Annotated in this window: 24 protein-coding genes; 9 read left to right on the forward strand and 15 right to left on the reverse strand. The window is 63.9% G+C overall.

Features of this window, described 5'->3' with window-relative positions; translation table 11 throughout:
• Nucleotides 1-19: 19 nt before the first annotated feature.
• Complete coding sequence (locus tag MMG94_RS18185; protein WP_016918809.1) at nt 20-1042, reverse strand: acyltransferase family protein; 1023 nt, start codon at nt 1040-1042, stop codon at nt 20-22.
• 189 nt (nt 1043-1231) lie between these two features.
• On the opposite strand from MMG94_RS18185, the gene MMG94_RS18190 reads away from it, so the two are divergent.
• Nucleotides 1232-2032 carry an enoyl-CoA hydratase gene (locus tag MMG94_RS18190; protein ID WP_016918810.1) on the forward strand — a complete coding sequence of 267 codons (801 nt, stop codon included), beginning with the start codon at nt 1232-1234 and terminating at the stop codon, nt 2030-2032.
• 11 nt (nt 2033-2043) lie between these two features.
• Here the strand turns inward: MMG94_RS18190 and MMG94_RS18195 are convergent, their stop codons facing one another.
• Nucleotides 2044-3150 (reverse strand): HupE/UreJ family protein, encoded by a 1107-nt coding sequence (locus MMG94_RS18195; protein ID WP_016918811.1) that lies wholly within the window; start codon nt 3148-3150, stop codon nt 2044-2046.
• Nucleotides 3151-3302: 152 nt separating this feature from the next.
• Here MMG94_RS18195 and nikR point away from each other — a divergent pair, with 152 nt between their 5' ends.
• Nucleotides 3303-3764 (forward strand): nickel-responsive transcriptional regulator NikR, encoded by a 462-nt coding sequence (gene nikR / locus MMG94_RS18200; RefSeq protein ID WP_016918812.1) that lies wholly within the window; start codon nt 3303-3305, stop codon nt 3762-3764.
• A gap of 58 nt (nt 3765-3822) precedes the next feature.
• On the opposite strand, the gene MMG94_RS18205 is transcribed toward nikR, so the two are convergent.
• Nucleotides 3823-6333: a TonB-dependent receptor gene (locus MMG94_RS18205; protein WP_154419627.1), complete on the reverse strand. Its 2511-nt coding sequence runs from the start codon at nt 6331-6333 to the stop codon at nt 3823-3825.
• Nucleotides 6334-6501: 168 nt separating this feature from the next.
• Between MMG94_RS18205 and dnaG the strand changes: the two genes are divergently transcribed.
• From dnaG to MMG94_RS18220, 3 genes are all read left to right on the forward strand, one after another.
• Nucleotides 6502-8409, forward strand: coding sequence for a DNA primase (gene dnaG / locus MMG94_RS18210; RefSeq protein WP_026016078.1), 1908 nt, complete (start codon nt 6502-6504; stop codon nt 8407-8409).
• Between the two features lie 211 nt (nt 8410-8620).
• Nucleotides 8621-10633: an RNA polymerase sigma factor RpoD gene (gene rpoD, locus MMG94_RS18215; RefSeq protein ID WP_016918815.1), complete on the forward strand. Its 2013-nt coding sequence runs from the start codon at nt 8621-8623 to the stop codon at nt 10631-10633.
• Nucleotides 10630-11283, forward strand: coding sequence for a Uma2 family endonuclease (locus tag MMG94_RS18220; protein ID WP_244962192.1), 654 nt, complete (start codon nt 10630-10632; stop codon nt 11281-11283). The genes rpoD and MMG94_RS18220 overlap by 4 nt, the downstream gene beginning before the upstream one ends.
• Here MMG94_RS18220 and MMG94_RS18225 read toward each other — a convergent pair whose 3' ends face one another.
• Genes MMG94_RS18225 through MMG94_RS18235 form a run of 3 tightly spaced genes read right to left on the reverse strand, consistent with a single transcriptional unit; the run spans nt 11284 to nt 14275 of the window.
• Complete coding sequence (locus tag MMG94_RS18225; protein ID WP_016918817.1) at nt 11284-12579, reverse strand: MFS transporter; 1296 nt, start codon at nt 12577-12579, stop codon at nt 11284-11286.
• Nucleotides 12579-13331, reverse strand: coding sequence for a DUF1345 domain-containing protein (locus tag MMG94_RS18230; RefSeq protein ID WP_016918818.1), 753 nt, complete (start codon nt 13329-13331; stop codon nt 12579-12581). Before MMG94_RS18230 ends, MMG94_RS18225 begins: the two co-directional genes overlap by 1 nt.
• An 11-nt stretch (nt 13332-13342) precedes the next feature.
• On the reverse strand, nt 13343-14275 hold the full coding sequence (locus MMG94_RS18235; protein WP_016918819.1) for a polyprenyl synthetase family protein: 933 nt from the start codon (nt 14273-14275) through the stop codon (nt 13343-13345).
• 384 nt (nt 14276-14659) lie between these two features.
• Here MMG94_RS18235 and MMG94_RS18240 point away from each other — a divergent pair, with 384 nt between their 5' ends.
• Nucleotides 14660-14947 carry a hypothetical protein gene (locus MMG94_RS18240; protein ID WP_026016079.1) on the forward strand — a complete coding sequence of 96 codons (288 nt, stop codon included), beginning with the start codon at nt 14660-14662 and terminating at the stop codon, nt 14945-14947.
• Between the two features lie 54 nt (nt 14948-15001).
• Here MMG94_RS18240 and MMG94_RS18245 read toward each other — a convergent pair whose 3' ends face one another.
• Both MMG94_RS18245 and MMG94_RS18250 read right to left on the reverse strand, forming a co-directional pair.
• Nucleotides 15002-15418, reverse strand: coding sequence for a hypothetical protein (locus MMG94_RS18245; RefSeq protein ID WP_026016080.1), 417 nt, complete (start codon nt 15416-15418; stop codon nt 15002-15004).
• Nucleotides 15419-15497: 79 nt separating this feature from the next.
• Entirely contained in the window at nt 15498-16397 is a 900-nt protein-coding gene (locus MMG94_RS18250) for an isoaspartyl peptidase/L-asparaginase family protein (RefSeq protein ID WP_016918823.1), read from the reverse strand.
• A 288-nt stretch (nt 16398-16685) separates the two neighbouring features.
• Between MMG94_RS18250 and MMG94_RS18255 the strand changes: the two genes are divergently transcribed.
• A complete protein-coding gene (locus MMG94_RS18255; RefSeq protein WP_016918824.1) occupies nt 16686-17630 on the forward strand; it encodes a right-handed parallel beta-helix repeat-containing protein in 945 nt (314 codons plus the stop codon).
• Nucleotides 17631-17661: 31 nt separating this feature from the next.
• Here the strand turns inward: MMG94_RS18255 and MMG94_RS18260 are convergent, their stop codons facing one another.
• The 3 genes from MMG94_RS18260 to MMG94_RS18270 form a co-directional block, all read right to left on the reverse strand.
• Nucleotides 17662-18612, reverse strand: coding sequence for a DUF1236 domain-containing protein (locus MMG94_RS18260; protein WP_051001086.1), 951 nt, complete (start codon nt 18610-18612; stop codon nt 17662-17664).
• A gap of 21 nt (nt 18613-18633) precedes the next feature.
• Nucleotides 18634-18924, reverse strand: a complete 291-nt coding sequence (locus MMG94_RS18265) for a hypothetical protein (RefSeq protein WP_154419625.1) — start codon at nt 18922-18924, stop codon at nt 18634-18636.
• Nucleotides 18925-19091: 167 nt separating this feature from the next.
• Entirely contained in the window at nt 19092-21059 is a 1968-nt protein-coding gene (locus MMG94_RS18270) for a glycosyl hydrolase family 8 (protein ID WP_016918826.1), read from the reverse strand.
• 348 nt (nt 21060-21407) lie between these two features.
• Here MMG94_RS18270 and MMG94_RS18275 point away from each other — a divergent pair, with 348 nt between their 5' ends.
• Nucleotides 21408-22202 (forward strand): L,D-transpeptidase, encoded by a 795-nt coding sequence (locus MMG94_RS18275; protein WP_081495599.1) that lies wholly within the window; start codon nt 21408-21410, stop codon nt 22200-22202.
• A gap of 21 nt (nt 22203-22223) precedes the next feature.
• Here the strand turns inward: MMG94_RS18275 and MMG94_RS18280 are convergent, their stop codons facing one another.
• A complete protein-coding gene (locus MMG94_RS18280; RefSeq protein WP_016918828.1) occupies nt 22224-22538 on the reverse strand; it encodes a NepR family anti-sigma factor in 315 nt (104 codons plus the stop codon).
• Between the two features lie 189 nt (nt 22539-22727).
• On the opposite strand from MMG94_RS18280, the gene MMG94_RS18285 reads away from it, so the two are divergent.
• The gene (locus tag MMG94_RS18285) at nt 22728-23501 is read left to right on the forward strand and encodes a bestrophin-like domain (RefSeq protein ID WP_016918829.1); all 774 of its coding nucleotides are present in this window, start codon (nt 22728-22730) and stop codon (nt 23499-23501) included.
• Nucleotides 23502-23510: 9 nt separating this feature from the next.
• On the opposite strand, the gene MMG94_RS18290 is transcribed toward MMG94_RS18285, so the two are convergent.
• The 3 genes from MMG94_RS18290 to MMG94_RS18300 form a co-directional block, all read right to left on the reverse strand.
• Nucleotides 23511-24314 carry a cyclase family protein gene (locus tag MMG94_RS18290; RefSeq protein WP_026016082.1) on the reverse strand — a complete coding sequence of 268 codons (804 nt, stop codon included), beginning with the start codon at nt 24312-24314 and terminating at the stop codon, nt 23511-23513.
• Nucleotides 24315-24508: 194 nt separating this feature from the next.
• A complete protein-coding gene (locus tag MMG94_RS18295; protein ID WP_016918831.1) occupies nt 24509-25258 on the reverse strand; it encodes a LuxR C-terminal-related transcriptional regulator in 750 nt (249 codons plus the stop codon).
• Between the two features lie 246 nt (nt 25259-25504).
• Nucleotides 25505-25786 carry a GCG_CRPN prefix-to-repeats domain-containing protein gene (locus tag MMG94_RS18300; protein ID WP_016918832.1) on the reverse strand — a complete coding sequence of 94 codons (282 nt, stop codon included), beginning with the start codon at nt 25784-25786 and terminating at the stop codon, nt 25505-25507.
• Nucleotides 25787-25803: the final 17 nt, after the last annotated feature.

Consider the following 25803-nt stretch of genomic DNA (forward strand, 5'->3'; position numbering starts at 1 on the left):
GGACGGGCGCTATATCGGCTCAGGCGACCGCCGCCGCAAAAATGGGCGCGCGGTCGACGCGGCGATTGGCGACCCAGGCGGAACGGAGCTTGCCGATCGGACGATCGAACAGCGCCCAGATGGCGTAGGAGGCGACGAGAATCAGCGCCAGCGCTTCCGAGCAGAGGATCAGGCGCTCAATATAGCCGCCTTCGCCCGTGTGCAGCGCGCCGATCACCGTCCAGTGCAGGAGATAGACGATATAGGACATGTCGCCCACCATCCGGTCGAGCGCGCCGGTCTTCTGTTGGGTCGTGTAGATCGCCCAGGGCGTCATCAGCAGGGCGATGAGCAGATTGGTCTTGGGGCCGAAAGCCAGCAATGCGCCCTGCGTTCCGCCGAGCGCCAGATTCGCGGCGAAGATGAGAGCGCAGGCCAGCAGCAGGGCGAGGGCGGCGTAGAGCGAGCGATAGGCCAGGGCGCGGCTTGGAAGCATCTTATGGCTCGCCGCCGCGACGCCGAGGCCGAAGAAGAGCAGGAAGGGCGCGACCGTCGCGGCTCCGCCGAGACCCTTGGAGAGGATCGACAGTCCCACGCAGGCGACGAGAACATAGAGGTTGCGCGCCACGAGGAACACGAAGATCGGCGCGATGAGATAGAACTGCATCTCCATATCCAGCGACCAGCCGGGAATATTGGCCTGGAAGGGCAGGGAATTGTAGCCGAGGATCATGACGTTGGAGAAGAGCTGGCGGATGATCCCGCCTGCGTCTTCGGGGGTCGCGCCGCGCCAGAAGAGGAGCGTCCAGGCGATGGCCGAGCACAGAGCGAAAACGGGGACGATGCGCCAGACGCGCGAAACGAGAAAAGTCGCGTAGGAGAGGCTGGTCTTGGAATAGGTGTTCGCCCACATGGCGGCCACCCAGTAGCCGCTCAGGACGAAGAAGATCAGCACGGCCGACATGCCGAGATTGAACATTGTCGTGTGATGCAGGAAAACAGCGAGGGCGAGGGCCATTCTCAGCGCGCCGGGCGACGCCAGCTTATCCGTTCCAACCGACATTCCCGCTCCGTCGCGCTGCACAAAGATATGAAGGCAACATGACTCGAATGCGCGCGCCAGGCCGTGTGGCAAGAGGTCGCGACGGGCTTTCGAGCCTGTGGCCAGACGTCGCAGGAAGGGGGTCTCGCTGGCGTCGCTGGCGGGAAATCCGCCTTTTCGACGCCACTCGTCTCTAGTAACTAGGCCGCCATGACCATCGCTTCTCCCTCGCCCAAGCTGCGCGTCGAACTCGCCAATGGCGTCGCGCGCCTCCTCATCGACAACGGCTCGAAGCGCAACGCTTTCGATCTCGAAATGTGGCGTGCGCTGCCGCCTCTCTTCACGGCCATGGACGCCGCGCCGGAGGCGCGGGTCGTCGTCATCTGCGGCGCGCCGGGGCTGCCCTTCTGTTCGGGCGCGGATATTTCGGAATTCTCCACCGTGCGCGCGACGAGCGAAGGCGGGCGCGCCTATGAACAGGCCAATGTTGACGCGTTCGAAGCAATTTCCGCCTGCTCCAAGCCGACGATCGCCGCCATTGCCGGCTTCTGCATGGGCGGCGGCATGGGCATCGCCTCCGCCTGCGACCTGCGCGTCGCGCAGGAGGAAGCCGTCTTCGCCATTCCGGCCGGACGGCTCGGCGTCGGCTATCCGCCCTCCGCCATGCGCTTCGTCGTGGCGGCGGTGGGCCCGCAGCGGGCGATGGAGCTCTTCTTCACCGCGCGCCGCCTGAGCGCCAAGGAAGCGCTGGAGATCGGTTATCTCGCCCGCCTTTTCGAGCAGGAGAGCTTCGAGGGCGGCGTCGACGATCTGGCCGCGACAATCGCCGCCAACGCGCCGCTTACCTTGCGCGCCGCGAAAGCCGCCATCCGCGCCGCCGCCCTGTTGCCCAATGCGCCGACGCTCGAAGCGTGCGAAGCCTATGCGCAGGCCTGTTTCGACAGCGCCGACTATATGGAAGGGCGCGCGGCCTTCCTTGAAAAGCGCGCGCCAAAATTCACCGGCGAATAACCGTCTTGCGCTCAGGCGCCTGGGACAACCCCGATGCGTTGCAGGAACCAGAACACGCCCGCAAGGCCGATAAGGCCCGAAAGCGCATAGACCAGCTTTTCGCTGCGCTTGCCGCCCGTCGCCTTGTCGATCGCGAAAAGGATCGGCATCACGGCGACGACGATGGCGATCTGGCCGGCCTCCACGCCGATATTGAAGGCGGCGAGCGCCGGCACGACGCCGCCCTGCGGCACGCCCATTTCCGTCAGCGCGGACGCGAAGCCGAAGCCGTGAATGAAGCCGAAGAGGAAGGTGTTGCGCCAGCGATTGTCGACATTGCGCGAGAAATAGTTTTCCGCGGCGACGAAAACGATCGAGGCGGCGATCAGCGCCTCGGTCAGCGTCGAGGGCAGCGTGAAGACGTTCAGCGCCGCGAGCGACAGCGTGATCGAATGAGAAACGGTGAAGGCGGTGACGATCTTGACCACCGGCCAGACGCGCGTCGCCCACAGGATCAGCGCGAAGAGGAAGCAGAGGTGATCGTAGCCGGTGACGATATGCTCGACGCCCGCCTCGAAGAATTTCTTCATGAGCTGGGCCGTGGTCTCCATGGGCTGGGTGAGATCGAGCGGCGGGTTCTGCGGGTAAAGCATGGTCTCGCCGGCATTTTCGCCGAGGAGCGTCACGAGATGCTTGCCCTTGGAGCCCTGCGCGGCGAGGAGCCTGGTCGCGTCGTAGAAGATCTTGCCGTTGGTCCCCGCGCAGTCGAAGCGCAGGATGATCAGCGCGCTGTCCTGGTTCGTCGGGTCTTCGCCGGACTTCTCGACCTTGGACATGCAGGCGCGGCCCGCCTCGTCGCGCATGGCGACGCGCCTGGAGACGAATTTTCCGATCTCCTCCTCCAGCACGCCCGGCGGCGAGAGATCGACGCCCGCGCGCTCGTCCATCGTCTCCTGGAACATGCGCTCGAGATCGGTGGCGAGAAATCCGACGTCGACGAGATAGACCCGGTTCGCCTGCGGCGCGATCTTGCCCGTCGAAATGTCGGGCGTATGCGCCCGGGCGGGCGCGGCGAGGCCGAGGCTCAACCCCGCGCAGAAAATCGATAAGGCGGCGAGCCTCCTCCAGAACCCGGTCATCTTCGGCGTTTCCTTTTGTTTTGGTTGGCGCGCACCATGCCAAAGCCATGGGCGGCGGACAAGACCAAGCAATCGGTCGCAGCGTTGCGGCGGGACCATGGCCCGGCTAAGAAAAGGAGTGGCGCCAAAGGCGGGCTGGGATCGAGGAAGCTATGCAGCGCGTGACGGTGACGATCGACGACGAGTTGATGGACGCGCTCGACCGCTACATGGAGGCGGGCGGCCACCAGAACCGTTCAGAGGCGGTGCGGGACCTCGTTCGGGCGGGGCTCCTCAATGTGCCCAAAGCCGAGGAGGGGGCGCGCAATTGCGTCGCCGCGCTCGTCTATGTCTATGACCACGAGACCCGCCAGCTCTCCAGGAAGCTGGTCCACGACCATCACAGCCATGCCGATATGTCGATCGCGACGCTGCATGTGCATCTGGACGAAGCGAGTTGTCTCGAAGTCTCCCTGCTGAAGGGCCAGAAGGCGGAGGTCGAGCATTTCGCCAGCCACCTCATCGGCGAACGCGGCGTGCGCTACGGCCAGCTCGTCGTGGTGCCCGCGGACTCCGAGGAAGCCGAAAAAGCGCCGCGACCCGGGGCTCACAGCCACGCCCATTCGCACGGTTGATGCGGGCGGGGCCTGGCATAGAAAAGGCTCGACCCCTCCGAAGCCTGCCTGACGACAGCTATTTGAAGAGATGGAACGGCTCCGTCAGGTCGGGGCCTTTCATGGAGCGCGGATCGAAATCGAGCGGGCCGCCAAAGGTGACGCGCCAGGACGTCCGCTCGATCGGATGGCCGACCACGCCCATCTGGCCGACGCCGCAAACCGCGTCGGTCGTCGGAGCGGCGATGGCGCCGGTGCAGGCCTGGAACAGCGGATCGGTCGGGACGAGGGATCCGTAACCGTAAGCGATCTGCTGGGACCGCGAATTGAACATATTGAACACGTCGAGCTGGAGCTTCCAGCCTTCCTTCCAGCGATAGCCGACGCGGGCGTTGACCGTGCCGATGGCGGGGCTCTTGTAGAAGCCGTCTTCCGTGAGCGCGCGCGGAGCGATGTAGCGATATTTGAAATTGGCGAAATAGCCGGTCGCTTCGCCCAATTCGATGACGCCGGTCGCGATGATCGGCGTCGCATTGACAAGGTAATTGCCCGGCGCGTTGCCCAGCCAGGCGCCCCAGGCCAAGGCGTCGGGTTGCAGAAGTTGAGCGTAAAGATCGGCCTGATCCCGATCAAACCCGCGAAAGCGGGCGTGCGTCGCCGTCACGTCGCCCTCGAATGCGAGCCAGGACAAGGGCCGGTAGTGGTTCGTGAACTCGACGCCGATGCGGTTGGCCCCGCGCGCAATGACGGTGTTGCCGCTGTCGCCTTCGAAAATGTTCTCCTGCGCGGTCTGGATGAAGAACAGGGTCGCCGCGCTTTCGAGCTTGTCGATCACTCTGGTCTTCACGCCGACTTCGGCGCCGGTCGAGGGCGAGAGGAGGCCATTATGGGGCACGCTGGCGTAGCCGCCATTATCGTCCAGCTCCGACGTCGCGAAGCGTTGGGTCGTCGCGCGGAAATCGTTGGAATGGAATCCACGGCCGAAGTTCAGATAGAAATCCGTCTTGTCATCCCAGGGATTGATGATCACGGAGGCTTTGGGGCTGATCAGCTGGGCGTTGTAGGTTCCGCTATTGAGCGGCCCGGTCCAGATGCGCGTTGGATTGGCCGGATCGAAACCAGGATTGTCGACGCCCGGAGACAAGGGCGAATCCCAATAGGCCTGCAATCCTTGATTGCTGCCCCAATAATAATCCCAACGAGCGCCGACGACGGTCCTGAGCCAAGGCGACCACTTCGTCTTGACGTCGGTGAGAAGCGCGATGCTGCCTTCGCTGACATGATCGTTGCGAATAGTGTCATAGGGCATGCGGTACAGCGTATCGCCCAGCCCGATGCGGATATCGTCGTAACGCGACTGAACGCCGAATCTCAGCTCGCTTTCTTTGTCGCCGAGAAAGTTGAACTTGATCGCGTGATAGGCGTTGCCGCCCACCATGGTGCGCCGGTCGAACTGACGGAATTGGTCGCCGATGATCGGATGGCCCAGAAAATACGTGAAGTCATTGAAGAGATTGAGCGTCGAATGCATGGCGAAGGCTTCGACCTTCGACCAGTCGTTCGAGGACTCCTGCGCCCAACGCCCCGAAAGGCTGAAGCGGGTGGTGTTTCCGCCGTCGGTCGGATTGAGCGTTCCCCAGCGCGAAAGAATGCCGGTATCGAAGAGGCGCGTCGGAACCTGGTCGGTCGAATTCCAGCGATTGGCGTAGGCCATGCCGGTGATCGACACGCCATTATTCTCCTCGCCGCGCGACCAGCGCAACACGGCGTTGATCTTGCGCGCATTGTTGGGAATCGTCCACGGCCCGTCGAAGGTCGAGATCTCGCCGCCGCCGAGAATGTCGCCGCCGGCGAATTCCCAGGATTTCATGCCGAAAACCCGGCCGTAATTGAATATGCCGCCCGTTGTCGAGAACACGCCCTGGGGCACTTTCCGCAGATATTGCATGCGGATCGTGCCGGCGTTCGAGAAGTCGCCATCCTCGACATTGTAAGGACCCTTCCTTGCGTCGACATAAGCGAGCATTTCGGGGATGACGAAATTGGCGTCCGAATAGCCCTGTCCGTGACCATGGGTCCGCATATTGAGCGGCATGCCGTCGAGATAGAGCGCGAGGTCCGTGCCGTGGTCGAGATCGAAGCCGCGCAGATAATATTGGTTCGCCTTGCCCTCGCCGCTGTGCTGAGTGACCGCGAGACCCGGCACCACTTCCAGCGCCTCGCCGGGCCGGTACGACGGGATCGTGTTGACTTGGCCGCCCGTGAAGAAGCGCTCGCTCGACGAAGGCATGTCCTTTGGCGGCGCGGGATAGTCGATCTTCGGTCCCAAAGCGGTGTTTTGCTGCGCGGAGGAATCGAAGCCGTCATTTGATTCTTCGACGACGACGATAGGGCTGGCGCTGCGAGGCGCCGGCACGGCATGGACGTGGTAGACCTCGTGGGTGTGCTTCTTGCCGCCATGCGAATGCGTAACGGCGTGGGTGTGGCCGACATTGATCGTCGGCAGCGTGGTCTGCGCGGCGGCTTCTCCATAGAATACGGTCGTCATGAGCGCGGCGACGGAAACTCCCTTATTCCACTTCGAAGACATTGCGCTCCCCACCTGATAAAATCGTCTTTTAACGATTTGTCGGCGATTTGACCTGCGGTGGGCAACAACGAAGTATGACGCTTCTGTTGTTTCCGCATAACTGTGTCATACCTGCCACGGTCGTTTTCGCCGATTTGCGTCGGCGGGAAGTAACGCTAGAAGACATTGATGCGCTTCTCCTCCTCCTTCCTCGATGAAATCCGCGCCCGCGTGCCGGTCTCCGAGGTCGTTCGGCAAAAGGTGAAGCTCAGGAAGGAGGGCCGCGAATGGCGGGGTCTCTCGCCTTTCAACGCCGAGAAGACGCCTTCTTTTTTCGTCAACGACCAGAAGGGCTTCTTCCATGATTTTTCCTCCGGCAAGCATGGCGACGGCTTTGCTTTCCTGATGGAGACGGAGGGGATCAGCTTCCCCGAGGCTGTGGAGCGGCTGGCGGGCCTCGCCGGACTCCCCATGCCCGTGGAGACGAAGGAGCAGCGCGAGGAGGATCAGCGCCGCGCCACGCTCGGCGACGCGCTCGAATGGGCGGCGGAGTTTTTCGTCAAGCAGCTCGCGAATCCTGCGGGGCGCGACGCGCGGGCTTATCTCGACCGCCGACAGGTTTCGGCCGCGTCGCGGGAAAAATTCAGGCTCGGCTATGCGCCGCCCGAGCGCCACGCGCTGCGGGACTATCTCGCCGCCAAGGGCGCTGCGGTCGAGACCATGATCGAGGCGGGGTTGCTCATCCATGGCGAGGACATCGCCGTCCCTTTTGACCGCTTCCGCAACCGGGTGATGTTCCCCATCTGCGATCGCGCCGGGCGCGTGATCGCCTTTGGCGGGCGCGCCATGGAGGCGGACGCCCAGGCGAAATATCTCAACTCGCCGGAGACGCCGCTCTTCCACAAGGGTGCGACGCTCTACAATCTGCACAATGCGCGCAAAGCCGCGCACGACGCCGGCGCGGTGATCGCCGTCGAGGGTTATATGGACGTCATCGCCCTCACGGCGGCGGGCTTTCCCCAGGCGGTCGCCCCGCTGGGCACGGCGCTGACCCCGGACCAGTGCCAGCTCCTCTGGCGCATGGCCGAGGAGCCAATTCTTTGTTTCGACGGCGACAAGGCCGGGCTGAAAGCCGCCTATCGCGCGGTCGACACGGCCCTCCCGCATATCGGGCCGGGGAAGACGCTGCGTTTCGCGCTCCTGCCCGACGGACAGGACCCCGACGAACTTCTCCGCTCGGGCGGCCCCGGCGCCGTGAAACAGGCGCTGGCGCAGACGCTGCCGCTCGTCGACCTGCTTTGGATGCGGGAAACGGAAGGGGCCGCGCTCGACACGCCTGAGCGCCGCGCGGGACTGGAGCGACGGCTGCGTGAAATCGCCGCGCAAATAGGCGATGAGACGCTTCGTCGCTATTATGCCCAGGAATTGAGCGACAGACTCCGGCGTCTCTTCGGCCGAGCGCCGGGTCCCGACGGCCGCGGGCGCGACGTTACGCCCCGGCGGCGGGGCGCCTTCCGGCCGGGCGTTCCCGAACCCGGACCGGTGCGGATCAGCCAGGCGCTGGCGAATTCGCCGCTCTTTCGCGGCGTAAAGCCTCCGATCGCGCCGCGCGACGCATTGATTCTCCTCGTCCTCATGAACCACCCGGACGTGCTTGCGGCTCAGGTCGAGGAGGTCGCGGGGCTGGAATTCGCCTCGGTGGAGGCGGCCACGCTGCGCGACGCGATGGTCCGCTGGACCGAGGCGGGCGCGGGAGCGCGGTCGGAGCTTCTCCAAGCGCTGGAAGAGGCGGGACTTGGCGGGATCGCCGCGCGCCTTGAAGGGATGGTGGCCCATGCGGCGCTATGGAGCGTGCGCCCCGATGCGGCTCCCGTCGACGCCGCGGAGAGCCTGCGTCAGGCTTTAGTCTTGCATCGCCGTTCTTCGGCGTTAAATAGGGAACTTCGCGCCGTCGAAGCTCGTCTGGCCGAGAGTTCCTGCGAGCAAGATTTAGCGCTGCTGAGGGATATTCAAACGCAACTGTCCGCGCTAGATGGCGCAGAAGCCGCTCTGGAGGGCTTTGGGGCTTCTTCCGGGCGGTCGCCCCGTTCGCTTTGACTTTCTGGACCTGCCGCGCGATTTGAGTGTGGTTAGCGGGTCGTTAAGGCCCCGCGGAGAATGTTGGGAAAAGAATCGGCGCCGGGCTTCGGGCTCGCGTCGAAAGGGGAGGGGCCGGGGTTGGCCGTTTCCGGACGACAGTCGAAAAAAATACAAGGCCCGGTCAAGCCGCCCCGTGAGGCGCCGCGCCAGGGACCGTGTGGAGCTGTGTATGGCGAAGAAAGACGAAGACAAGGTCGATAACGAAGGCGCCGTTACCGTAGACGCCGCCGACGGGCCGCTTCTCGATCTCAACGACGCCGCCGTAAAGCGGATGATCAAGCTCGCCAAGAAGCGCGGCTTCGTCACCAATGGCGAACTCAACGCCGTCCTGCCTTCGGAAGAATTCTCGTCGGACCAGATCGAGGACGTCATCTCCATGCTGTCGGAGATGGGCATCACCGTCACCGAGGGCGACGACCCCGACGACGTCGAGGAAGAACAGGCCGCCGAGGAGGAGGAGGCCGAGAGCGGCGATCTCGTCGAGAGCCCGCGCGCCACCGCCGTCGCGACCCGCTCCTCAGAGCCCGCCGACCGCACCGACGACCCCGTCCGCATGTATCTGCGCGAAATGGGCTCGGTGGAGCTTCTTTCCCGCGAGGGCGAGATCGCCATCGCCAAGCGCATCGAGGCCGGCCGCGAGGCGATGATTGCGGGCCTCTGCGAGAGCCCGCTGACTTTCCAGGCCATCATCATCTGGCGCGAGGAGCTCGAAGCCGGAAAGGTCCTGCTGCGCGACATTATCGACCTCGAAGCGACCTATGCCGGGCCGGACGGCAAAGCCGCAGCGGCCAAGGCTCCCGCCGAAGAAGGCGAGGAGATGGCGCCGGCCACGGCGCCGCGTACGCCGCCGGCCGGAATCGCCGAGGGCGCGCCGCCCGAGGAGACTTTCGAAGAGGAAGACGACATGGACAATTCCGTGTCGCTTTCCGCGATGGAGGCGGAGCTGAAGCCGAAGGTGCTGGAAACCTTCGCGCGCGTCGCCGACGCCTATAAAAAGCTGCGCCGCCTTCAGGATCAGAACGTCGAGAACAAGCTCAAGAACGAGACGCTGACGCCGGCGCAGGAGCGCAAATACAAGCAGCTCAAGAAAGAGATCGTCACGGACGTGAAGTCTCTCTCCTTGAACCAGAACCGCATCGAAGCGCTGGTCGAGCAGCTTTACGACATCAACAAGCGTCTCATCGGCTATGAGACCAAGCTGTTGCGGCTCGCCGACAGTTATGGCGTCGCGCGCGACGACTTCATCGAGAAATTCCACGGCTCCGAGCTCGATCCCAAATGGGTGATGCGCGTCGCGCAGCTCAAATCCAAGGGCTGGAAGGAGTTCGTCGCGGAAGAGAAAGACCGCATCAAGGATCTGCGCGCCGAAATCCATGCGCTCGCCACGGAGACGGGCCTGGAGATTTCCGAGTTCCGCAAGATCGTCCATATGGTGCAGAAGGGCGAGCGCGAGGCCCGGCAGGCGAAAAAGGAAATGGTCGAGGCGAATCTGCGCCTCGTCATCTCCATCGCCAAGAAATACACCAATCGCGGCCTGCAATTCCTCGACCTCATTCAGGAAGGCAATATCGGCCTGATGAAGGCGGTCGATAAGTTCGAATATCGCCGCGGCTACAAATTCTCGACCTATGCGACGTGGTGGATTCGTCAGGCGATCACGCGCTCGATCGCGGATCAGGCGCGCACGATCCGCATTCCGGTGCATATGATCGAGACGATCAACAAGATCGTCCGCACGTCGCGCCAGATGCTGCACGAAATCGGCCGCGAGCCGACGCCGGAAGAGCTGGCCGAAAAGCTTGCGATGCCGCTCGAAAAGGTGCGCAAGGTCCTGAAGATCGCCAAGGAGCCGATTTCGCTCGAAACGCCGATCGGCGACGAGGAGGATTCGCATCTCGGCGATTTTATCGAGGACAAGAACGCCGTGCTGCCGATCGAGGCGGCGATCCAGTCCAATCTGCGCGAGACGACGACGCGCGTTCTGGCCTCGCTCACGCCGCGCGAGGAGCGCGTGCTGCGCATGCGCTTCGGCATCGGCATGAACACCGACCACACGCTGGAGGAAGTCGGCCAGCAATTCTCAGTGACGCGCGAACGCATCCGCCAGATCGAGGCGAAGGCGCTGCGAAAGCTGAAGCATCCCTCGCGGAGCCGGAAGCTCAGGAGCTTCCTCGACAATTGATCCTGCGCCGTCGCGCGGGATGTGCTAGATTCCGGGCGATGAACACGCATCTGAGACCCGCCAATCTCCCGCTGGTCACGCAGGCCGCCGACGGCATGCCTCGGCGGTGCTTCAGCGTGTCTGAGATAGAAGAGATGGTCCGCGTCGGCATTATAGACGAAGACGAGCGGTTCGAACTTATCGGCGGCGAGGTGGTCCCGATGTCGCCGAAGGGTGCAAGGCATGAATGGATCAAAATTGAATTGAATCGCTTTTTCCAGCGCGCGGCGCCTGACAATTTGGCGATTGCGCCAGAGACGACATTGCGCCTCGACAGCCACACTTTTCTTGAACCGGACTTTTGCATTTTCAGGCGCGACCTGGATTTGGCGGCGCTCGACGGCGCCGCGGTTTTGCTCGCCATCGAAGTGGCGGACTCGAGCCTGAACTACGATAAGGGCCGCAAGATCGGCGTCTACGCAGCTTACGGCGTTCGCGAAGTCTGGGTGATCGACGCCAAACGCGCGACGATCTGGGCGCATCGCAGGCTCGGCGTAGACGGTTATGCGGAGGTCGTCGAGCATCCGGCCCAGGCGCTCGTGACGCCGATGCTGGCCCCCGAGCTTGCGGTGCGACTGGCCGATCTCGGCATTGGGCCGGCTGCGAGCTAGCTAGACGCGGTCGATCCGTGACGCTTCCTTCGTTTCCGGCATCGCCGCGTAAACGACGAGCGACACGAAGATCGCCGCGCTCGCATACCAGTAGAACCAGCTTTCATGCCCCTGCGACTTGAACCACAAGGCGACATATTCCGCCGACCCGCCAAAGACGGAGACCGTCGCGGCGTAAGGAAGCGCGACGCCGGTCACGCGGATCGCGGCGGGGAAAAGCTCGGCCTTCACCACCGCGTTGATCGACGTGTAAAGCGCGACGATGAGCCATGCCAGACAGATCAACGCGAAGGCGGTCCAGGCGTCGTGCGTTTGCGAGATGGCGGAGAGCAAAGGGACGGTGAAGAGCGTTCCGAGGACGCCGAAAGCGATGAGCATGGGGCGGCGACCGACGCGGTCGGAAAGGGCGCCATAGATCGGTTGCAGGATCAGCGCGAAGAGCAATGAGCCGGCCGAAATCCACGTCGTCTGCGACGCGGAGAGGCCGGCCGAGAGCTTCAGGAATTTCTGCATGTAGGTCGTATAGACATAGAAGGCGATGGTGCCGCCCAATGTCAGTCCCACCACTGTCGCGGTCTCGCGCCTGTGATCGAGCAGCGCGCGCAAGGATCCGCGTTTTGCGTCTTTCCTCGCGGCTTCGAAAGCGGATGTCTCCGCGAGATCGCGGCGCATGAGCAGCGCGACGATCGCCAGCAGCGCGCCGATCGCGAAAGGTATGCGCCAGCCCCAATCGCGCAGCGCCTTATCGTCGAGCAACAGATTTTGCAGCGCGAGCAGGACAAGCAGCGCGAGAAGCTGCCCCGCGATCATCGTCACATATTGAAAGCTCGAATAGAAGCCGCGCCGCTCCGGCGCAGCCGTCTCCGCGAGATAGGTCGCGCTCGATCCATATTCGCCGCCTAAACTCGCGCCCTGCAACATGCGCGCGAAGAGGAGGATCGCCGGCGCCGCCGGGCCGATCGCCGCATAGGTCGGCGTGAGCGCGATGATGAGCGAGCCCGCGCACATCAGCAAAACGGAAAGCATCAGCGCCGCGCGGCGTCCTTTCCCGTCGCCGATGCGCCCGAAAACATAGGCGCCGACGGGCCGCATGAAGAAGCCGAGGGCGAAGACGCCGGATGCGGAGAGCATTTGCGCCACGGGATCGTCGCCCGGGAAAAAAGCGTTCGCGAAATAAAGCGAAAAGGCGGAATAGACGTAGAAATCGTACCATTCGACCAGATTGCCGATCGATCCGACCAGAATGGCTCGGATGCGCGCGCGCTCTTTAGCGAAAGAACGCGCCGCGTCGCGCATCAAACCAGTCCGCTCGAAATATTGACCATCAGCGCGAGGATGGTCGTGTTGAAAAAGAAGGTGACGACGCCGTGCACGAGCGCGACCGCGCGCATCTTCCTGGAGCAGATTTCGACATCGGCCGTCTGGCAGGCGACGCCGAGAATGTAAGAGAAATACAGGAAGTCGATATATTGCGGCGTCGGCGTGTTGGGAAAATGCAGGCCGCCGCGCGCATGGGCGTCGACATGCGGCGCCTCCTCGGCTTCGCTGTAGAATTCATGCGCGTAATGAAGCGCGAAAATGAGATGCATGAAGGTCCATGAGCTGAAGACCGTGACGATCGCCAGTGCGATATGCGCAGCTCTCTCGCCCTCATAGAAGCTTTGCGACTGTCCAAGCTCCGCGATGATTGCGCCGATGGCGACGCAAGTCGCCGCAGCGGTGAGAAAGAGCACCCCGGTGCGTCCCTCGTCCGACATTTTGGCGCGGCGGCGGATTGATTCATGCGTCGATTGGGCGATCAGTTTCGCGGCGGCGATCAGATACAGAAAGACGGCGACATTCCAGCCGGTGAGGCCGCGCGTCACCATGCTCATTTCATAGGGCAGCCAGGCGAAGGGCGCCGCCGGATGCGCGATCGAGGCGGGAAGGCCGAGACCGACGCCCGCGCCGGCGACGCCGCAGGCGATCAGCCTGAAATGCGCGCGGAGAATGCGTCCGAACGCGCCGACTGGCGATCGTTCTTTCCCCTTCGCGCTCCCCGCCGTCATCCTCCGCGCGCCTAGTTTCGACGGGCGGCGACGAAACGCGCCGCTTCGGCGAGTATTTCCGTCCGCTCGCCCAACCCGGTGTCGGCCAGGGCGCGCGTCGCCTCTTCGACGAGCGCCGCGCAGCGCGTCTTCGCGCCATCGAGGCCGAGCAGTCCGACGAGCGTCGCCTTGCCGCGTTCGGCGTCCTTGCCGGCGCGCTTGCCCAGCGCCGCCGTGTCGCCCTCGGCGTCGAGAATGTCGTCGGCGACCTGGAAGGCCGCGCCGAGCGCCTTGCCATATCGTTGCAGGGCCTCGGCCTGCGCCGGCGTCGCGCCGCCGAGAATGCCGCCGGCGTCGACGGCGAAGCGCAGCAGAGCGCCGGTTTTCATCGCCTGCATTTGCAGCGTCTCGTCGATCGTGAGCGGCGTCGCCGCAGTCTCCGCCGCGAGGTCGAGCGCCTGACCGCCGACCATCCCGCCGAGCCCCGCCGCGCGCGCCAAAGCGAGCACGAGCGTCGCGCGCAGATCGCCATCCGCATGCGTCGCCGGGTCGGCGACGACGTCGAAGGCGTAGGTCAGGAGGCCGTCGCCGGAAAGGATGGCCGTCGCTTCGTCGAAAGCCTTGTGCGCCGTCGGCCGGCCGCGCCGCAAATCGTCGTCGTCCATCGCCGGCAGATCGTCATGGACGAGCGAATAGCAATGGATCATTTCGAGCGCGCAGGCCGTGCGGGTCGCGCTTTCGCCCTCGACGCCGAAGAGGCGCGCGCTTTCGATGACGAGGAAGGGGCGCAGTCGCTTGCCGCCGCCGAGCGTCGAATAGCGCATGGCTTCGAGCAGGCGCGCGGGCCGGACGATTTCGCCGGGCAAGGCGCGGGCGGCGAGGAGAGCGTCGAGCGCGGACTCCGTCGCGTCGGCGGCCGCATCCAGGCGACGGCGAAATTCCTCGGCGCGAGCGGCGGCGTCCATCAGCGATTCCTCTTGGAAAGTTGCAACGACTCGCTGCTAGCAAATTTGGCCCGCAAGCCCAAGGGCGCCGCGTCTTTACAGGCGGCGCGCGCCTCTGGACGCCGCAGCGGATTTTAGCAAATCGCGCGCCGCCGCGGCGAAGTTGCGGCGGATCCGGGGCGCGCGTTCCGGCCAAATTTTCCACCTGTTGCATTTTCGCGACAGCGATCGGGGCTGCGCTTCTTTAGATTCGTCGCGGCGCCGGAAAGCAGGCTGGCGCCGATCCATGCGACGGATCGAAAACAAATCATGCCGGCGCGCGGCGGGTTCCTGGCGCTGCGTGACAGGACGCGGAGCCGCCGCGACGGCGGGCTCGACGCGTCGCCCCGAAAGGAGACGAAAATCATGAAGAAGGTTTTGCTGCTGAGCGCGGCGATCGCTTTTGCGGCGTCGCTGGCGGGCTGTAATTCGCCGGGCGAGCGCGCCGCTGGCGGCGCGGTGATTGGCGGTCTGGGCGGCGCGGGCATTGGCGCGCTGGCTTCCGGCGGTCGCGCGGGCGGAACGCTTGCCGGCGCCGCGGTCGGCGCGGCGACGGGCGCTGTGGTGGGCGCCGCGACGGCTCCGCCGCAGCGTTGCGCCAAATGGGGCTGGGACTATTACGGCCAGCGGGTCTGCGTCGCCTTTTACAACTGAGCGTTCGGACTTACCCCGGACAGGAAAGGCCGCGGAAAACCGCGGCCTTGTTTTTTAGCCGTTGGGCCAGAGGAAGCCGGAAAGGCCCGGAATCGGATCGGTCATGACGCGCAATTTGTCCTTGCCGATGACGAGCGCCGCGCCTCCGAAAATCTCATGCGCCAGCCGCTTCAACTGGTCGGCCGAGAGACCGAGCGCGGTCAGATCCGAGGTCAGCGCCAGCATGTCGCCCTTGGAGCCGCCCATCATGCCGCCGACGCCGCCCAAAACCCCGCCAAGCAGGCTTTTCTTGCGCGGCGCGGCCGCAGCGTCGGCGACAGCCTGCCGGGAGCCGGGTATTTTGTCGATCAGCTCATTCGCCTGATCCGGATGGCGCTTCAAAAGGAAGCCGAAGACATGGCCGACGGCGAGGCGGGCGACGGCCGGACTTGTTCCGACCGAGTGAGCGATATGAGCAATCCACGGATCCACAAGCACCTCCGGCCAACGACATAGAGCGACGCTTCTTGTCGCGCATTGCGTCTTTCAGGGCAACAGAGCGCCATATTTATCAGGCCGCGCCGATCCGGATCGCCCCATCGCTGGCCGAGGCGAAGAGCATGCCGGGCGTCGAATAGGCGGCGCCAAGGCGAGCGTCGCGATCGACGACGATCAGGCCGCCCGACCCGTTCACTTTGCGCTGGAGGTAAGCGATCGCCGCTTTGGCCGCCGCGTCGGCCGGCATATGCCGGGTTTCGACGAAAACGGCGGTCATGCGCGCGAGCGAGGTGCGGAGGAATTGCTCCCCCACGCCCGTGCAGGAGACCGCGCAGGACGCATTGTCGGCGAAGACGCCCGCGCCGATCACCGGCGAATCGCCAACGCGCCCGCTCATCTGATTGACGAGCCCGCCCGTGGAGGTCGCGGCGGCGAGATCGCCAGCGCGGTCGCGGGCTGCGGCGCCGACCGTGCCGAGCTTGCCATGCGCATTGGGCGCGTGATCGAGAGACGTTTCATCGCGCGCTTTCGCCCGGGCGAGCTGGGCGACGCGCTCCGGGGTGACGAAATAGCTTTCTTCCTCGAATGCGATTCCATGCGCGGCGCCAAGCTGCTCCGCGCCTGCGCCGATCATGAAAACATGGGGCGTCTTTTCCATGACGAGCCTCGCGAGCGTCACCGGATTGCGCACGCCGCGCACGCCGGCGACCGCGCCCGCCGAAAGGTCGCGCCCATCCATGATCGAGGCGTCGCAGAAGGCGGCGTCGTCGGCGTTCAGCGCAGCGCCGCGCCCGGCGTTGAAGAGGGGGTCGTCCTCGAGCAAAGCGACGCAGCGCGTCACGGCGTCGAGCGCATTTGCGCCATCCGCAAGCATGCGCGCGCCTGTTTCCACGATGTGGCGAAGCGACGCCTCGTAGCGCTCCGGCGCGCGGATCGCGCCCGCGCCGCCATGGATCATCAGGGAATAGCTCATTGTCGGACTATGGCACGAAAGTGGCCCGCCTTGGCGGGAAATGGCGGGCGGTTGGCTGCTTGGGCGCTGTCGCGATCTCGCGGAAAAATGAACTGTGGAGGTCAGAATTCTCCCTTCATCTACTTGGCCAGATCTACTTGGCCCGGACTCGCGCGGGCTTTTTTCGTTCAAAGATTTAACGGGAGAAGGGGGGCAAATTTTACTTTGCGAAAAAACTCGGTTGGTAAGAAGGACGGCGTAGCTGTGAAGCGCTGCGCGCCGTGCGCGGCGAGATGGAGCTGATCCGCCGTGTTCAAGATTGCGCGTTTGCCTACGTTCGCCGTCCTCTTTGTCGCGCTTTTGGGAGCGTCCCCTGCTTCCGCGCTCGTCAACCGGGCCTTTGTTTCGGGCGCCGGCTCCGACTCGGGTAGCTGCGGCGCGGTGACGTCGCCCTGCAAGACGCTTCAATATGTGCATGACAGCATCATCAATCCGGGCGGCGAAATCGTCATCACGAGCGCGGGGGAGTATGGCCCGCTGACGATCACGAAGGCGCTCACCGTCGTCAATGACGGCTCGGGCGTCGCGAGCGTGACGCAGCCGGCGGCGAACGCCAATGCGATCTGGATCAATGCTTCGACGTCGGACGTCGTCGTACTGAAAGGATTGGAGCTGGATGGCGCCTGGGCGGCCGTCACCGGCGTTTATATGCAGTCCGCCAGCTCCCTGCAGATGATCGACTGCGTCATTCGCCGGTTCAAATATAACGGCGTCTACGCGACGCCGCCAAACTGGGCGAAGGTGCTGATGTCCAATGTCGCAGTGTCGGACATAGGCGGCAATGGTGTGACGATCATGCCTGCGGGCGGTTTCGCCGGCTCCTTCCAGAATCTTCGTTTCACGAATCTGCTGAATGGTTTCGAGATCTCCGGCAAAAACGCCGTCGCAGGAAGCCCCATCTACAGCGTCGTAACGGACAGCCTGGCCACCGGCACGTCGAACGGCTTCTTGTCGACCTCTTCCGCCGGCGCGCCCGCGCCGATGCTCAATCTCAGCAATGTTCGCGCGATCGGTAATGGAATCGGGGTCATCTCCAATCGCGGCAATGTGCGTTTGTCGCGTACGAGCGTCTCCGGCAATGGAACTGGCGTGTCGATTTCGGCGAGCGTCGTCTATTCGGACAAGACGAACAGCATCGTCGACAATGGCTCCAACGTGCTCGGCGGAACGATCATCGCCGTAAACCCGGATTGATCCTCTAAGGCGGCCGCGAGGCGGCTATTATTCAGGGGTTGACGACAGCGACGACCTGGCGCGTCGCCGGATCGATAACGGCGACGCGTTTGTCGGCGACGACAAATTTGTAGCCGCGCAAGTTCCGCTGCCGCGCTACGAGGCGGCGCGGAAAAGTCGCGAGACGCGCCTCTGGCGGCGCAGTTGCGCCGATCTCCGCCTTGAACGCCGGGTCTTGGAGACGCGCCGAGCGCCAGCGGGCGACCGTAGCGTAGGTTCGGCGCGCTTGCGCAAGCGACAGGTTCAGCGGCTCCGGCGCGCTTGTCGGTTTGGCGATCTCCGCGGGTTGATCGGAAGCCGACCGGGTTTCGGCGTCGGCGTTGGCGGGCCGGAGCTGCGGTCGCGCCGGCAAATCCGTCGCGACGTCCGCGCGGGATTGAATGGCGCTCGAGAGCGGCGCCGGCGGTTCGCGTCTGTGCGACGCGGGAACAAGGCCGCCGAGTAAATAAACGGCGACGGCGAAGGCCGCGATTTGCCCTGCGATCACTCGGAATTGCAGGCGGCCGGCTTCGCCTTCCCATGCTTCCGGCGGCTTCTCCGCCAGTATGGCGCAGCGCGTCTGCGCCGCGCGGCGCGCTGACTTTCTGTCCATGGCCGCGGCGGCGACATACCCGACAAGCGCGTCGCGCGACGCCTGTTCTGCGGGACGATCGGCGGCGCCGTCGAAAACCAGATTATCGACCATGGACCGCAACAAGACTTTCCGCCGCATCAGCTCGCGAACGGCGTCGACGATCTCCTGATAGGTTTCGCCGAGCGTTCCAAGATCGTCGACGACGAGCAGGTCTCCCGGCGAGAGTTCGCCATGCAGGCGCAGACGCGCGCGCTTTCGAAGCGGAAGAGGCGCGATCGCCTGGTCGATCGCGACGCCTTCCGCCTCCGCCTCTTTCCATGCGGCGACAAGCTCCGTCGTTTTGCGGTCGCCATAAAGATATGTCGTCACAGGGCGTCGCCTCGGCTCGCGTTATTTTGCTTCAGCGCCGGGTTTTCTCGGAGGCCGGATCACCGGCATCGAATCCGGATTTGGCGCTGGCGTCTCCTTGACCATCGGATCGTCGATACCCGGCTTCGGCGCGAGCACGCCCTTCTGCCGGTCGAGCTTGTCGCTCAGCGTTTCGCCGTCTTTCTTGGTCTCGCCGTCTTTCTTGGCGTCGTTTTGGGATTGGGGGACGGCTTCGTCGGAAGCGCGGCTGGCGCTTTGCGCGAAGGTCAGCGCGACTGCGAAGCAAACCGAGCCATAGAGGCGCAAATGCATGCTGCTCTCCTCGTCTTCGGGGATCCATCGGAGAGCTATCGCCAAGCGGCGGCGAGGCAAGCGCGAGCGGCGTCGCCGCGCTCGTTCTTTCATAGACAAAAGGGCGGGAGGTTGGCTTCCGCCTTCGCAAATCCGACAAACGGCGCGGCTCTACGTCGCGTCGAAGTTTACGCTACCGGCTGCGGCGTGTGAGTCTTGCCCGACGGCCGGCGCTTCGAACGCTTTCTCGTCTGTTCCGGTTGGGCGGCTGGCTGACTCACCGAGGTGTCGGCGTTGAGGTCGTTCTCCGGCGCTTCGGGCAGCAGCTCGCGATAGCGGCGTCTCGCCGACTCGATCAGCTCCAGCCCGCTATAGCCGTCGAGCGGATAGATGGCGAGGCCGGCCGGCAGGGACGGCGCGTCCTCCTCCAGCATATCGCGGCGGCGCGCGGCCGCGGTCAGTCGCGAGGCGATCGTCTCGAGATCCTTGCGGCCGGCCAGCAGGCAGATCGAAACCAGAAAGTGTCTCCGGTTCAGGATCGCGACATTGTCGGTCGCTCTGAGCGCGCGCCGGAAATCCTGGGCGAGCGACTCGATCAGCGCGTCGACGGCCTGCGCGCCATGCGCCTTTTCATAGCTGACGAGCAGCGGGAATTCCCAATAAATGAGGCCGACCGTACGGCTCAGCCGCACCGACGCCGCGGCCGCCGTCTCGATCTCATCGGCGAGAACCGAGAGGGAGGTCGATGTTGAAAAAGGATTTTGCGGCAGCGTTCGCGGCACGATGTCATATTGGCCCGGCGCGGGCTTCCATCCCGCGCCGCCGGGCGCGGTCTGATCCTCGGGACGTTCTTCGGAGGATTCGTTGTCGACCCGACTCAGCAAATAATAGAGTCCCGCGAGGACCGTAAGCGCCCCCATAATGACGCGCAGATAGGAGAAGAGATCGGCGTCTTGCAGCATGTCTCCATCCTTTGCGGTAAAGCCTATTTTCGTCGGTGTGACGTAGCCGACCGCCGGCTCGACTGTCGCTTCGGGACGCGCGGGCGGCGTGAAACTGACCGTCAATTTTTCGAGGGCGCCGATTCGCGGCCGCCAATTATGTGACAGAATCGCTTCAATCTTACCATGATCGAGGCATGGACCGCCGCGCATCGTCGCCGCGACAAGCGAGAGGATGTGCAAGGTCGCGGGATAATAATGCTGGTTCTCGGAGAATCGGTAGAAGCTTTCCGGATATCGCGCGCCCTGACAGCTGCAACGAAGCAGAGCCGCGACGGCCTGATAGCCCGGTTCGGTCAAAGCCTCGCCGTCGGCGTCGGCGTCGCGCAAGATTGCGGGTCCCTTGCGCCAGGCGGCGTCGAAGACGCGCAGCCTTTCGGGCGTAACGGCGTCCGCCCAGTAGAGATAGAGCGGGATGCGCAAGGCGTCATAGCCGAAGCGGTCTTCGAAACCCTGCGCCGGCGAGACGGTCGATTTGGCGAGCGACAGCCAGTCGGAGGGCAGTTTGGAGCCGCCAAACTGCGCGCGGCCGACGAGGTCGAGACCGGACTGCATGAGGTCGTACCAGTCGAAATCCGGCTCGACCTGCGCAAGGCGATAGAAGGCCGGAAACACCCAGTAGGAGAGATTCACGACGGGGCCGTCCGGCCGCTCCTTCGAGCCGAATCCCTCGGCGCCCGGCATGAGCACCGCGCCGAAGGTCTGCGTCGGCTTGACGAGTTTCGAGGTGATGTCTTTGGTCATCGCCCGCGCGGCGGCGAGATAGGTCGGTTCGTTCCAGAAATCCGCGGCCTCCGCCAGCGCCCAGGCGATCAAAATATCGCCGTCGCTGGCGTTGTGCCGATCCTGGCTGTCGCGCGACGCGCCCGTCCAGCGCCAGGCCGTAAGGTTGTCCTTGCGAATGCGGAGATTGAGCGTCGTCCACGAAAATATTCGATCGAAAGTCGGTCGATCGGCGGCCGCGGTCGCGAGCAGCAGGCCGTAGCCTTGCCCTTCGCTATGGCTGAACGATCCGTTGCCCGTATCGACGACTCGCCCGGCATCCGTCACGAAGCGGCGCCGCCAGGAGTCCCAGACGGAGCTGCCGCGTAACATGCCGCCGATCGCCACGGGGCCTGATTGCGCCGTGATCGCTGCGTCATCGACGTTGTCCATGGCGCCGGCCGGCGCCGCACAGGCGAAAAAAGAAGCCAGAAAAATGGAGATTAAGCCCTGCCTATGCTTGGCGAGCCTTGGAGGAATTCCAGAATGGTGAGCCGGTCTCACGTCTTTCAACTTTTCTCTTATTGGGGAAGCGGTATCATTACTTATGAGTTACAATATTACTTGGAAGGACGTAAAAACCCATTTCGAAAGCAATTAAACTTGTCTTCAAGTCCAGGAATTCGCTCGTTAAAATCCCGCGCGGGCGAGCTGCGGCCAACCCTCTTTTCGCCGCCTTTGCACCGCAAAAACAGGCGCATGAGAAAGTGCTCGGGACCAAGATTGCGCTGCCGCGCTTATATGCGCCTGACCGTCGCCGCCTTGGCGCTTCTTGCCGGCGCGCCGCAGGCGGTTTGTCAGTATTACGATCCGCCTGAGCCGGGCGATCCTTACGCCTATGAACGGGGGCTTCGGGACGCGCCCTATGACGCCGCGGACCCTTATGGCGATTATGATCGACCCATGCGGGCGCGGCCGCGCAGGGGGCCGCCGCCGGACGAGCGGGACTATGGCGGCTATGCGCCCGACCGTCCGCCCGGGCGCGCGGCCTCGACCCGCCGGCCGACGCGCCTCGCCGCCCTGCCGCCGGACGCCGATCCCGCTTACTCGACCGCGCTCGACTTCGACGATCAGGTCGATCCGGGCGTCTCGACCAGAGAGGTCGCTGAGGATCCCACCGGCCGGCCCGCCGGAACGATCACGATCGACACCAAAGCGCGCAAGCTCTACCTCTCAATGGGCAATGGGCAGGCTTATCAATATGGCGTCGGCGTCGGCCGAGAGGGATTCGCCTGGAAGGGAGAGGCGCAGATCGGCCGGAAGGCCTATTGGCCGGGCTGGACGCCGCCGAGAGAGATGCTGCTGCGCCGCCCCGATCTTCCCGACCACATGGATGGCGGGCTCGAGAACCCGCTGGGCGCCCGCGCGCTTTACCTTTTCAAGGGAGCAAGGGACACGATGTTCCGCATTCACGGCACGAACGAGCCGGATACGATCGGGCAGGCGGTGTCGTCCGGATGCATCCGCATGCTCAATGCGGACGTGATCGACCTGTATCGTCGCGTGCCGAAGGGCGCGCGTGTCGTCGTCCTTTAGCGGCCCGCGCCGGAGAGAGCGTTATCGTCCCTGCGCCTCGAGCGCATCGATGAGCGCGACAAAGCGCTCGGGCACGGGTTCGCGCAGCATGGACTGGTAGAAGTTGCTCAGCTCGCGACCGATCCGATCCTGCGCCTCGACTTTGTTGCGGGCGGAGAGAAGCGTCGCGGCCTTGTCGCCGCGCAGCGGCGCGCTTATGGCGGCGCTTTTTCCCGATCGTCTCAAAAGAGCGGCTCCCGAGAGCTCGTCATAGCCCCTCCGGCCGCCGGTCGCTGGGCTTCTCGCGCCGCTGCTGTCGCTGGGGCTGAGCGTCGATCCGAACTCCAGAAGGTTCATATGCGCCTCGTAACGTTGGCGAGGGCGTTCCCGGGAGCCGGAAACGGCAATCGCGCGCATTCGAGCAAAATTGAAAACTATTAATTAACCGTAAACTTCCGCGCGCCCGGCCCTTTATGGTTTGACACCCGGAGAGGAGTCAGGCCTCAATCCGCTTCGATTCAGCTTGCGGTTCGATGCGGAGGGAGCATGCTCCTTTTTCTTTGTTCGCTGCCCCTGTGGCTCGGGGCCTTCTTTATCGTCGTCATTCCGACGACCCTGGCGATGCTGGGGCCGATCCTCGTCAGAAAGCGCTACTCGCTGTCGCTTCTTGTGAAGAACAACGAAATCGCAGGATTCACCTCGGCGACGGTCGGCGTGATTTACGCGGTCATCCTCGCCTTCGCCGTTGTCGCCGTTTGGGACAAGTTCGCCGAAGCGGAGGCTCTCGTTCTGAAAGAGGCCGGCGCCGCGGCGACGCTCTATCGAATCTCGGCGGGAGACGAGCCGAACGCTCGCGGCATACGGACGGCGCTCGACGATTATCTGACGGCGGTCGTTGAAGACGACTGGCCGCAAATGGCGTTGTCGCGGGAGGGGCGCGACGCGGCCAGGGCGCTCGACAAGCTCTATTCAGCGGCGATGAAATATAGCGACGGCAAGTCCGTCGCCGCCGGCGTCGAAATCATGCAGGAGCTGGGCGCGATTACGGAGGCGCGAAGAGGGCGGCTGCATCACGCCATGGGCGTCGTGCCGCCGGCGCTTTGGCTGATGCTCGTTCTCGGCGCGCTATTGACGGTCGGCTTCACTTATTTCTTCGGCCTCGAAAACGTCCGATCGCAAGTGACGATGACGGGCGGGCTCTCGACAATCGTTTTCCTGGGCCTCTTCGTGATCGTCTCTTACGACCATCCTTTTACGGGAGAGGTCTCCGTCGAGCCTCATCCCATCAAAGCGGTATTCGAGGATTTTCACGCGAAATAGCGGCTTTACTCAGCGCGGCGCGAAGGCGATGACGCGCGCAGGGGCTCCCGAACCCTGCGCGATCTTCATCGGCATGGCGATGACGAGCGCGCCTGTCGGCGGCAGTTGATCGAGATTGGTCAGATTTTCGAGGCCCGGCACATTGGCCGCGCCGATCGTGCGATGCACGAGGAAATCCTGCGACGGTCCGACATCGACGCTCGCCGTGTCGACGCCGATCAGGGAGACGTGCCGCTCCGCGACCAGCAGCGCGGCGGCTTCCGCGCCGTAAGACGGGAAGTGGAGATTGTCGGTCTTTCCCGGGGCGTCGTCGCCAAGATAGGTCTTGCGATCGGGCCAGCGCGCGCTCCAACCCGTGCGCAGCAAAACGATGGCGCCGTCGGGAATGCGTCCGTTCGCCTCCTCCCATGCGTGGATGTCGGCGACGCCGAGCGCGTAGTCGGCGTTTTTCGCGGCCTTTTCGGTCACGTCGATGATCACGGCCGGACGAATGAGCCGATCGAGCGGAATATCGGAATTCGTCCAGCGGCTCTCGGCGAAATGCATGGGCGCGTCGATATGCGTGCCGGCATGCTCCGGCGAGCAGAAGGCGTTGGCGTAATAAAAGAAGCCGCCTTTCGTTGGTCCTTTATGCTCTTGTTTGAGCTGAAAGCCCGTCGGCTCGGTCGGCCAATAGACGGTATTGGCGTCATAGGGGTGGCTGAGATCGACGACCTTCGACGAGGAGAGATCGATCGTCTGTGCATTCGCGCCGCCGGGTCCGGAGGCGGCGAGCGCGCCGGCGCAAAGGATTCCGGAAAGCAGTCGCCGCATCGAGGTCCTCCAACAAAATGCGCGCTCATGACGAAGCGCGCCGGAGGCGACATTGCCTGCTTTGAACTTTTTTGCCAACGGCGGGCGGGGCCTCGGCTGGAAAAGGCCGACGCGGTCCCGTTGCCCGGCGACAAGCGAAAGCCGCGACGTCTTCCGGCGCCGCGGTTTTTTCATTGGAGCGGCGACGTCGTTCGTCAGCCGCTATGGGACGCCTCGTCTTCCTCGTCGTCGGAGGCGCCGCGCATGATCGCGGCGATCTTGATCACGGCCTCGGTGCGGTTGCGCACCTGCAATTTGCGCATGACGTTGCGGATATGCACCTTCACGCTGCTTTCGCTCATATTGAGCTCATAGGCGATCACCTTGTTGGATTTGCCCTTGAGCAGCGCCCGGACCACGTCGTTCTCGCGCGTGGTGAAATCGATCTTCAGATCGGCGCGCACTGACGCCGGCGCGTCCGTCTGCCGGGCTTCCATCAGGACATTGGGCGGCACGAAGACGCCGCCGACGAGAACCAGCTTGATCGCCCGGGCGACGACTTCGAGCGGCGTGTCGCTTGGAATGTAGCCCTTGGCGCCGGAGCGCAGGCTGCTCGTGATTTGCGCTCGGCTTTCATTGTCCGAAAATACGATGACGGGGACATTCTTCTCCCAATGCGCCAATTCCTGCACGAGCTCGGATTGCTCGCTCGCCATCTCCTTGTCGACGCCGCTCAGGATGATCACGCAGGCCGAGGCGCCGGCGGGATCCTGCGTCCAGGCGTTCACGTCCGGATAGGTCAGGATCGGGAGCCCAAGCTTTTTCTGCAGGCAGAGGGCAAGGCATTCACGGATGAGCGCCCTGGCTTCGATGATGACGGCGCTGGGGGAGAACGATCCCGGCAAATGCGGCGGGGAGAAAACTTCATCTGGAACGCAGATGTCGTCTTGAGCTTCTCTAATCATCGAGACCCCCTACGCAAACGGATACGCAACGCGCATTGATGAACGCAATTACTTTTTAGCTGTATTTGCTTCAATTGCAAGAAAAAATTAGGCTACTTGCCAAGGCCAAGGATGTTATCGAGGCTATGCGGATAGTAGATTCGTAAATTACTTAGTCGATGTTTTCTGAATGAATGCGGTTAATACTTATGTCGGGCGTCCGGTTTTTGGGCAGCGCGCGGCGGGCAGGCCCGCCGCGCCATGCGATCACCAATAATATCTGCGGGGACCCCAATAGCGGGGCCGAGGAGCGTAGAAAGGCCGCGCGTAATATGGACGGTAGCCGCCGCCCCACTGGCCGCCCGCGCGGCAGCCGCCCCAGGGGCCGCGATGGCCGTAAGGGCCACAACCGCCCCACACCTGCTCGACCATGCCCGGTTCGGCGGGACGCGTAGGGACCGGCATCGCCGCTTCAGCGGCGTTGAAGGTAAGCGGCAGGCCCAAAAAAACGCCGAGGGCGGCGGCTCCGATCATGTGCTTTGCAATCATGGCGACATTTCCTCATC

It is taken from the genome of Methylocystis parvus OBBP, assembly GCF_027571405.1.
Lineage (GTDB): Bacteria > Pseudomonadota > Alphaproteobacteria > Rhizobiales > Beijerinckiaceae > Methylocystis > Methylocystis parva.

Bases quoted from the DNA above. Each gene is read 5' to 3' on its own strand.
- rpoD (WP_016918815.1), top strand. From the start codon at position 8,621: ATGGCGAAGAAAGACGAAGACAAGGTCGATAACGAAGGCGCCGTTACC.
- MMG94_RS18265 (WP_154419625.1), bottom strand. From the start codon at position 18,924: ATGCATTTGCGCCTCTATGGCTCGGTTTGCTTCGCAGTCGCGCTGACC.
- MMG94_RS18205 (WP_154419627.1), bottom strand. From the start codon at position 6,333: ATGTCTTCGAAGTGGAATAAGGGAGTTTCCGTCGCCGCGCTCATGACG.
- MMG94_RS18280 (WP_016918828.1), bottom strand. From the start codon at position 22,538: ATGAACCTTCTGGAGTTCGGATCGACGCTCAGCCCCAGCGACAGCAGC.
- MMG94_RS18225 (WP_016918817.1), bottom strand. From the start codon at position 12,579: ATGCGCGACGCGGCGCGTTCTTTCGCTAAAGAGCGCGCGCGCATCCGA.
- MMG94_RS18295 (WP_016918831.1), bottom strand. From the start codon at position 25,258: ATGATTAGAGAAGCTCAAGACGACATCTGCGTTCCAGATGAAGTTTTC.
- MMG94_RS18290 (WP_026016082.1), bottom strand. From the start codon at position 24,314: ATGCGGCGACTGCTTTCCGGAATCCTTTGCGCCGGCGCGCTCGCCGCC.
- dnaG (WP_026016078.1), top strand. From the start codon at position 6,502: ATGCGCTTCTCCTCCTCCTTCCTCGATGAAATCCGCGCCCGCGTGCCG.
- MMG94_RS18285 (WP_016918829.1), top strand. From the start codon at position 22,728: ATGCTCCTTTTTCTTTGTTCGCTGCCCCTGTGGCTCGGGGCCTTCTTT.
- MMG94_RS18230 (WP_016918818.1), bottom strand. From the start codon at position 13,331: ATGACGGCGGGGAGCGCGAAGGGGAAAGAACGATCGCCAGTCGGCGCG.
- nikR (WP_016918812.1), top strand. From the start codon at position 3,303: ATGCAGCGCGTGACGGTGACGATCGACGACGAGTTGATGGACGCGCTC.
- MMG94_RS18195 (WP_016918811.1), bottom strand. From the start codon at position 3,150: ATGACCGGGTTCTGGAGGAGGCTCGCCGCCTTATCGATTTTCTGCGCG.
- MMG94_RS18300 (WP_016918832.1), bottom strand. From the start codon at position 25,786: ATGATTGCAAAGCACATGATCGGAGCCGCCGCCCTCGGCGTTTTTTTG.
- MMG94_RS18185 (WP_016918809.1), bottom strand. From the start codon at position 1,042: ATGTCGGTTGGAACGGATAAGCTGGCGTCGCCCGGCGCGCTGAGAATG.
- MMG94_RS18235 (WP_016918819.1), bottom strand. From the start codon at position 14,275: ATGGACGCCGCCGCTCGCGCCGAGGAATTTCGCCGTCGCCTGGATGCG.
- MMG94_RS18190 (WP_016918810.1), top strand. From the start codon at position 1,232: ATGACCATCGCTTCTCCCTCGCCCAAGCTGCGCGTCGAACTCGCCAAT.
- MMG94_RS18250 (WP_016918823.1), bottom strand. From the start codon at position 16,397: ATGAGCTATTCCCTGATGATCCATGGCGGCGCGGGCGCGATCCGCGCG.
- MMG94_RS18270 (WP_016918826.1), bottom strand. From the start codon at position 21,059: ATGGACAACGTCGATGACGCAGCGATCACGGCGCAATCAGGCCCCGTG.
- MMG94_RS18240 (WP_026016079.1), top strand. From the start codon at position 14,660: ATGAAGAAGGTTTTGCTGCTGAGCGCGGCGATCGCTTTTGCGGCGTCG.
- MMG94_RS18275 (WP_081495599.1), top strand. From the start codon at position 21,408: ATGCGCCTGACCGTCGCCGCCTTGGCGCTTCTTGCCGGCGCGCCGCAG.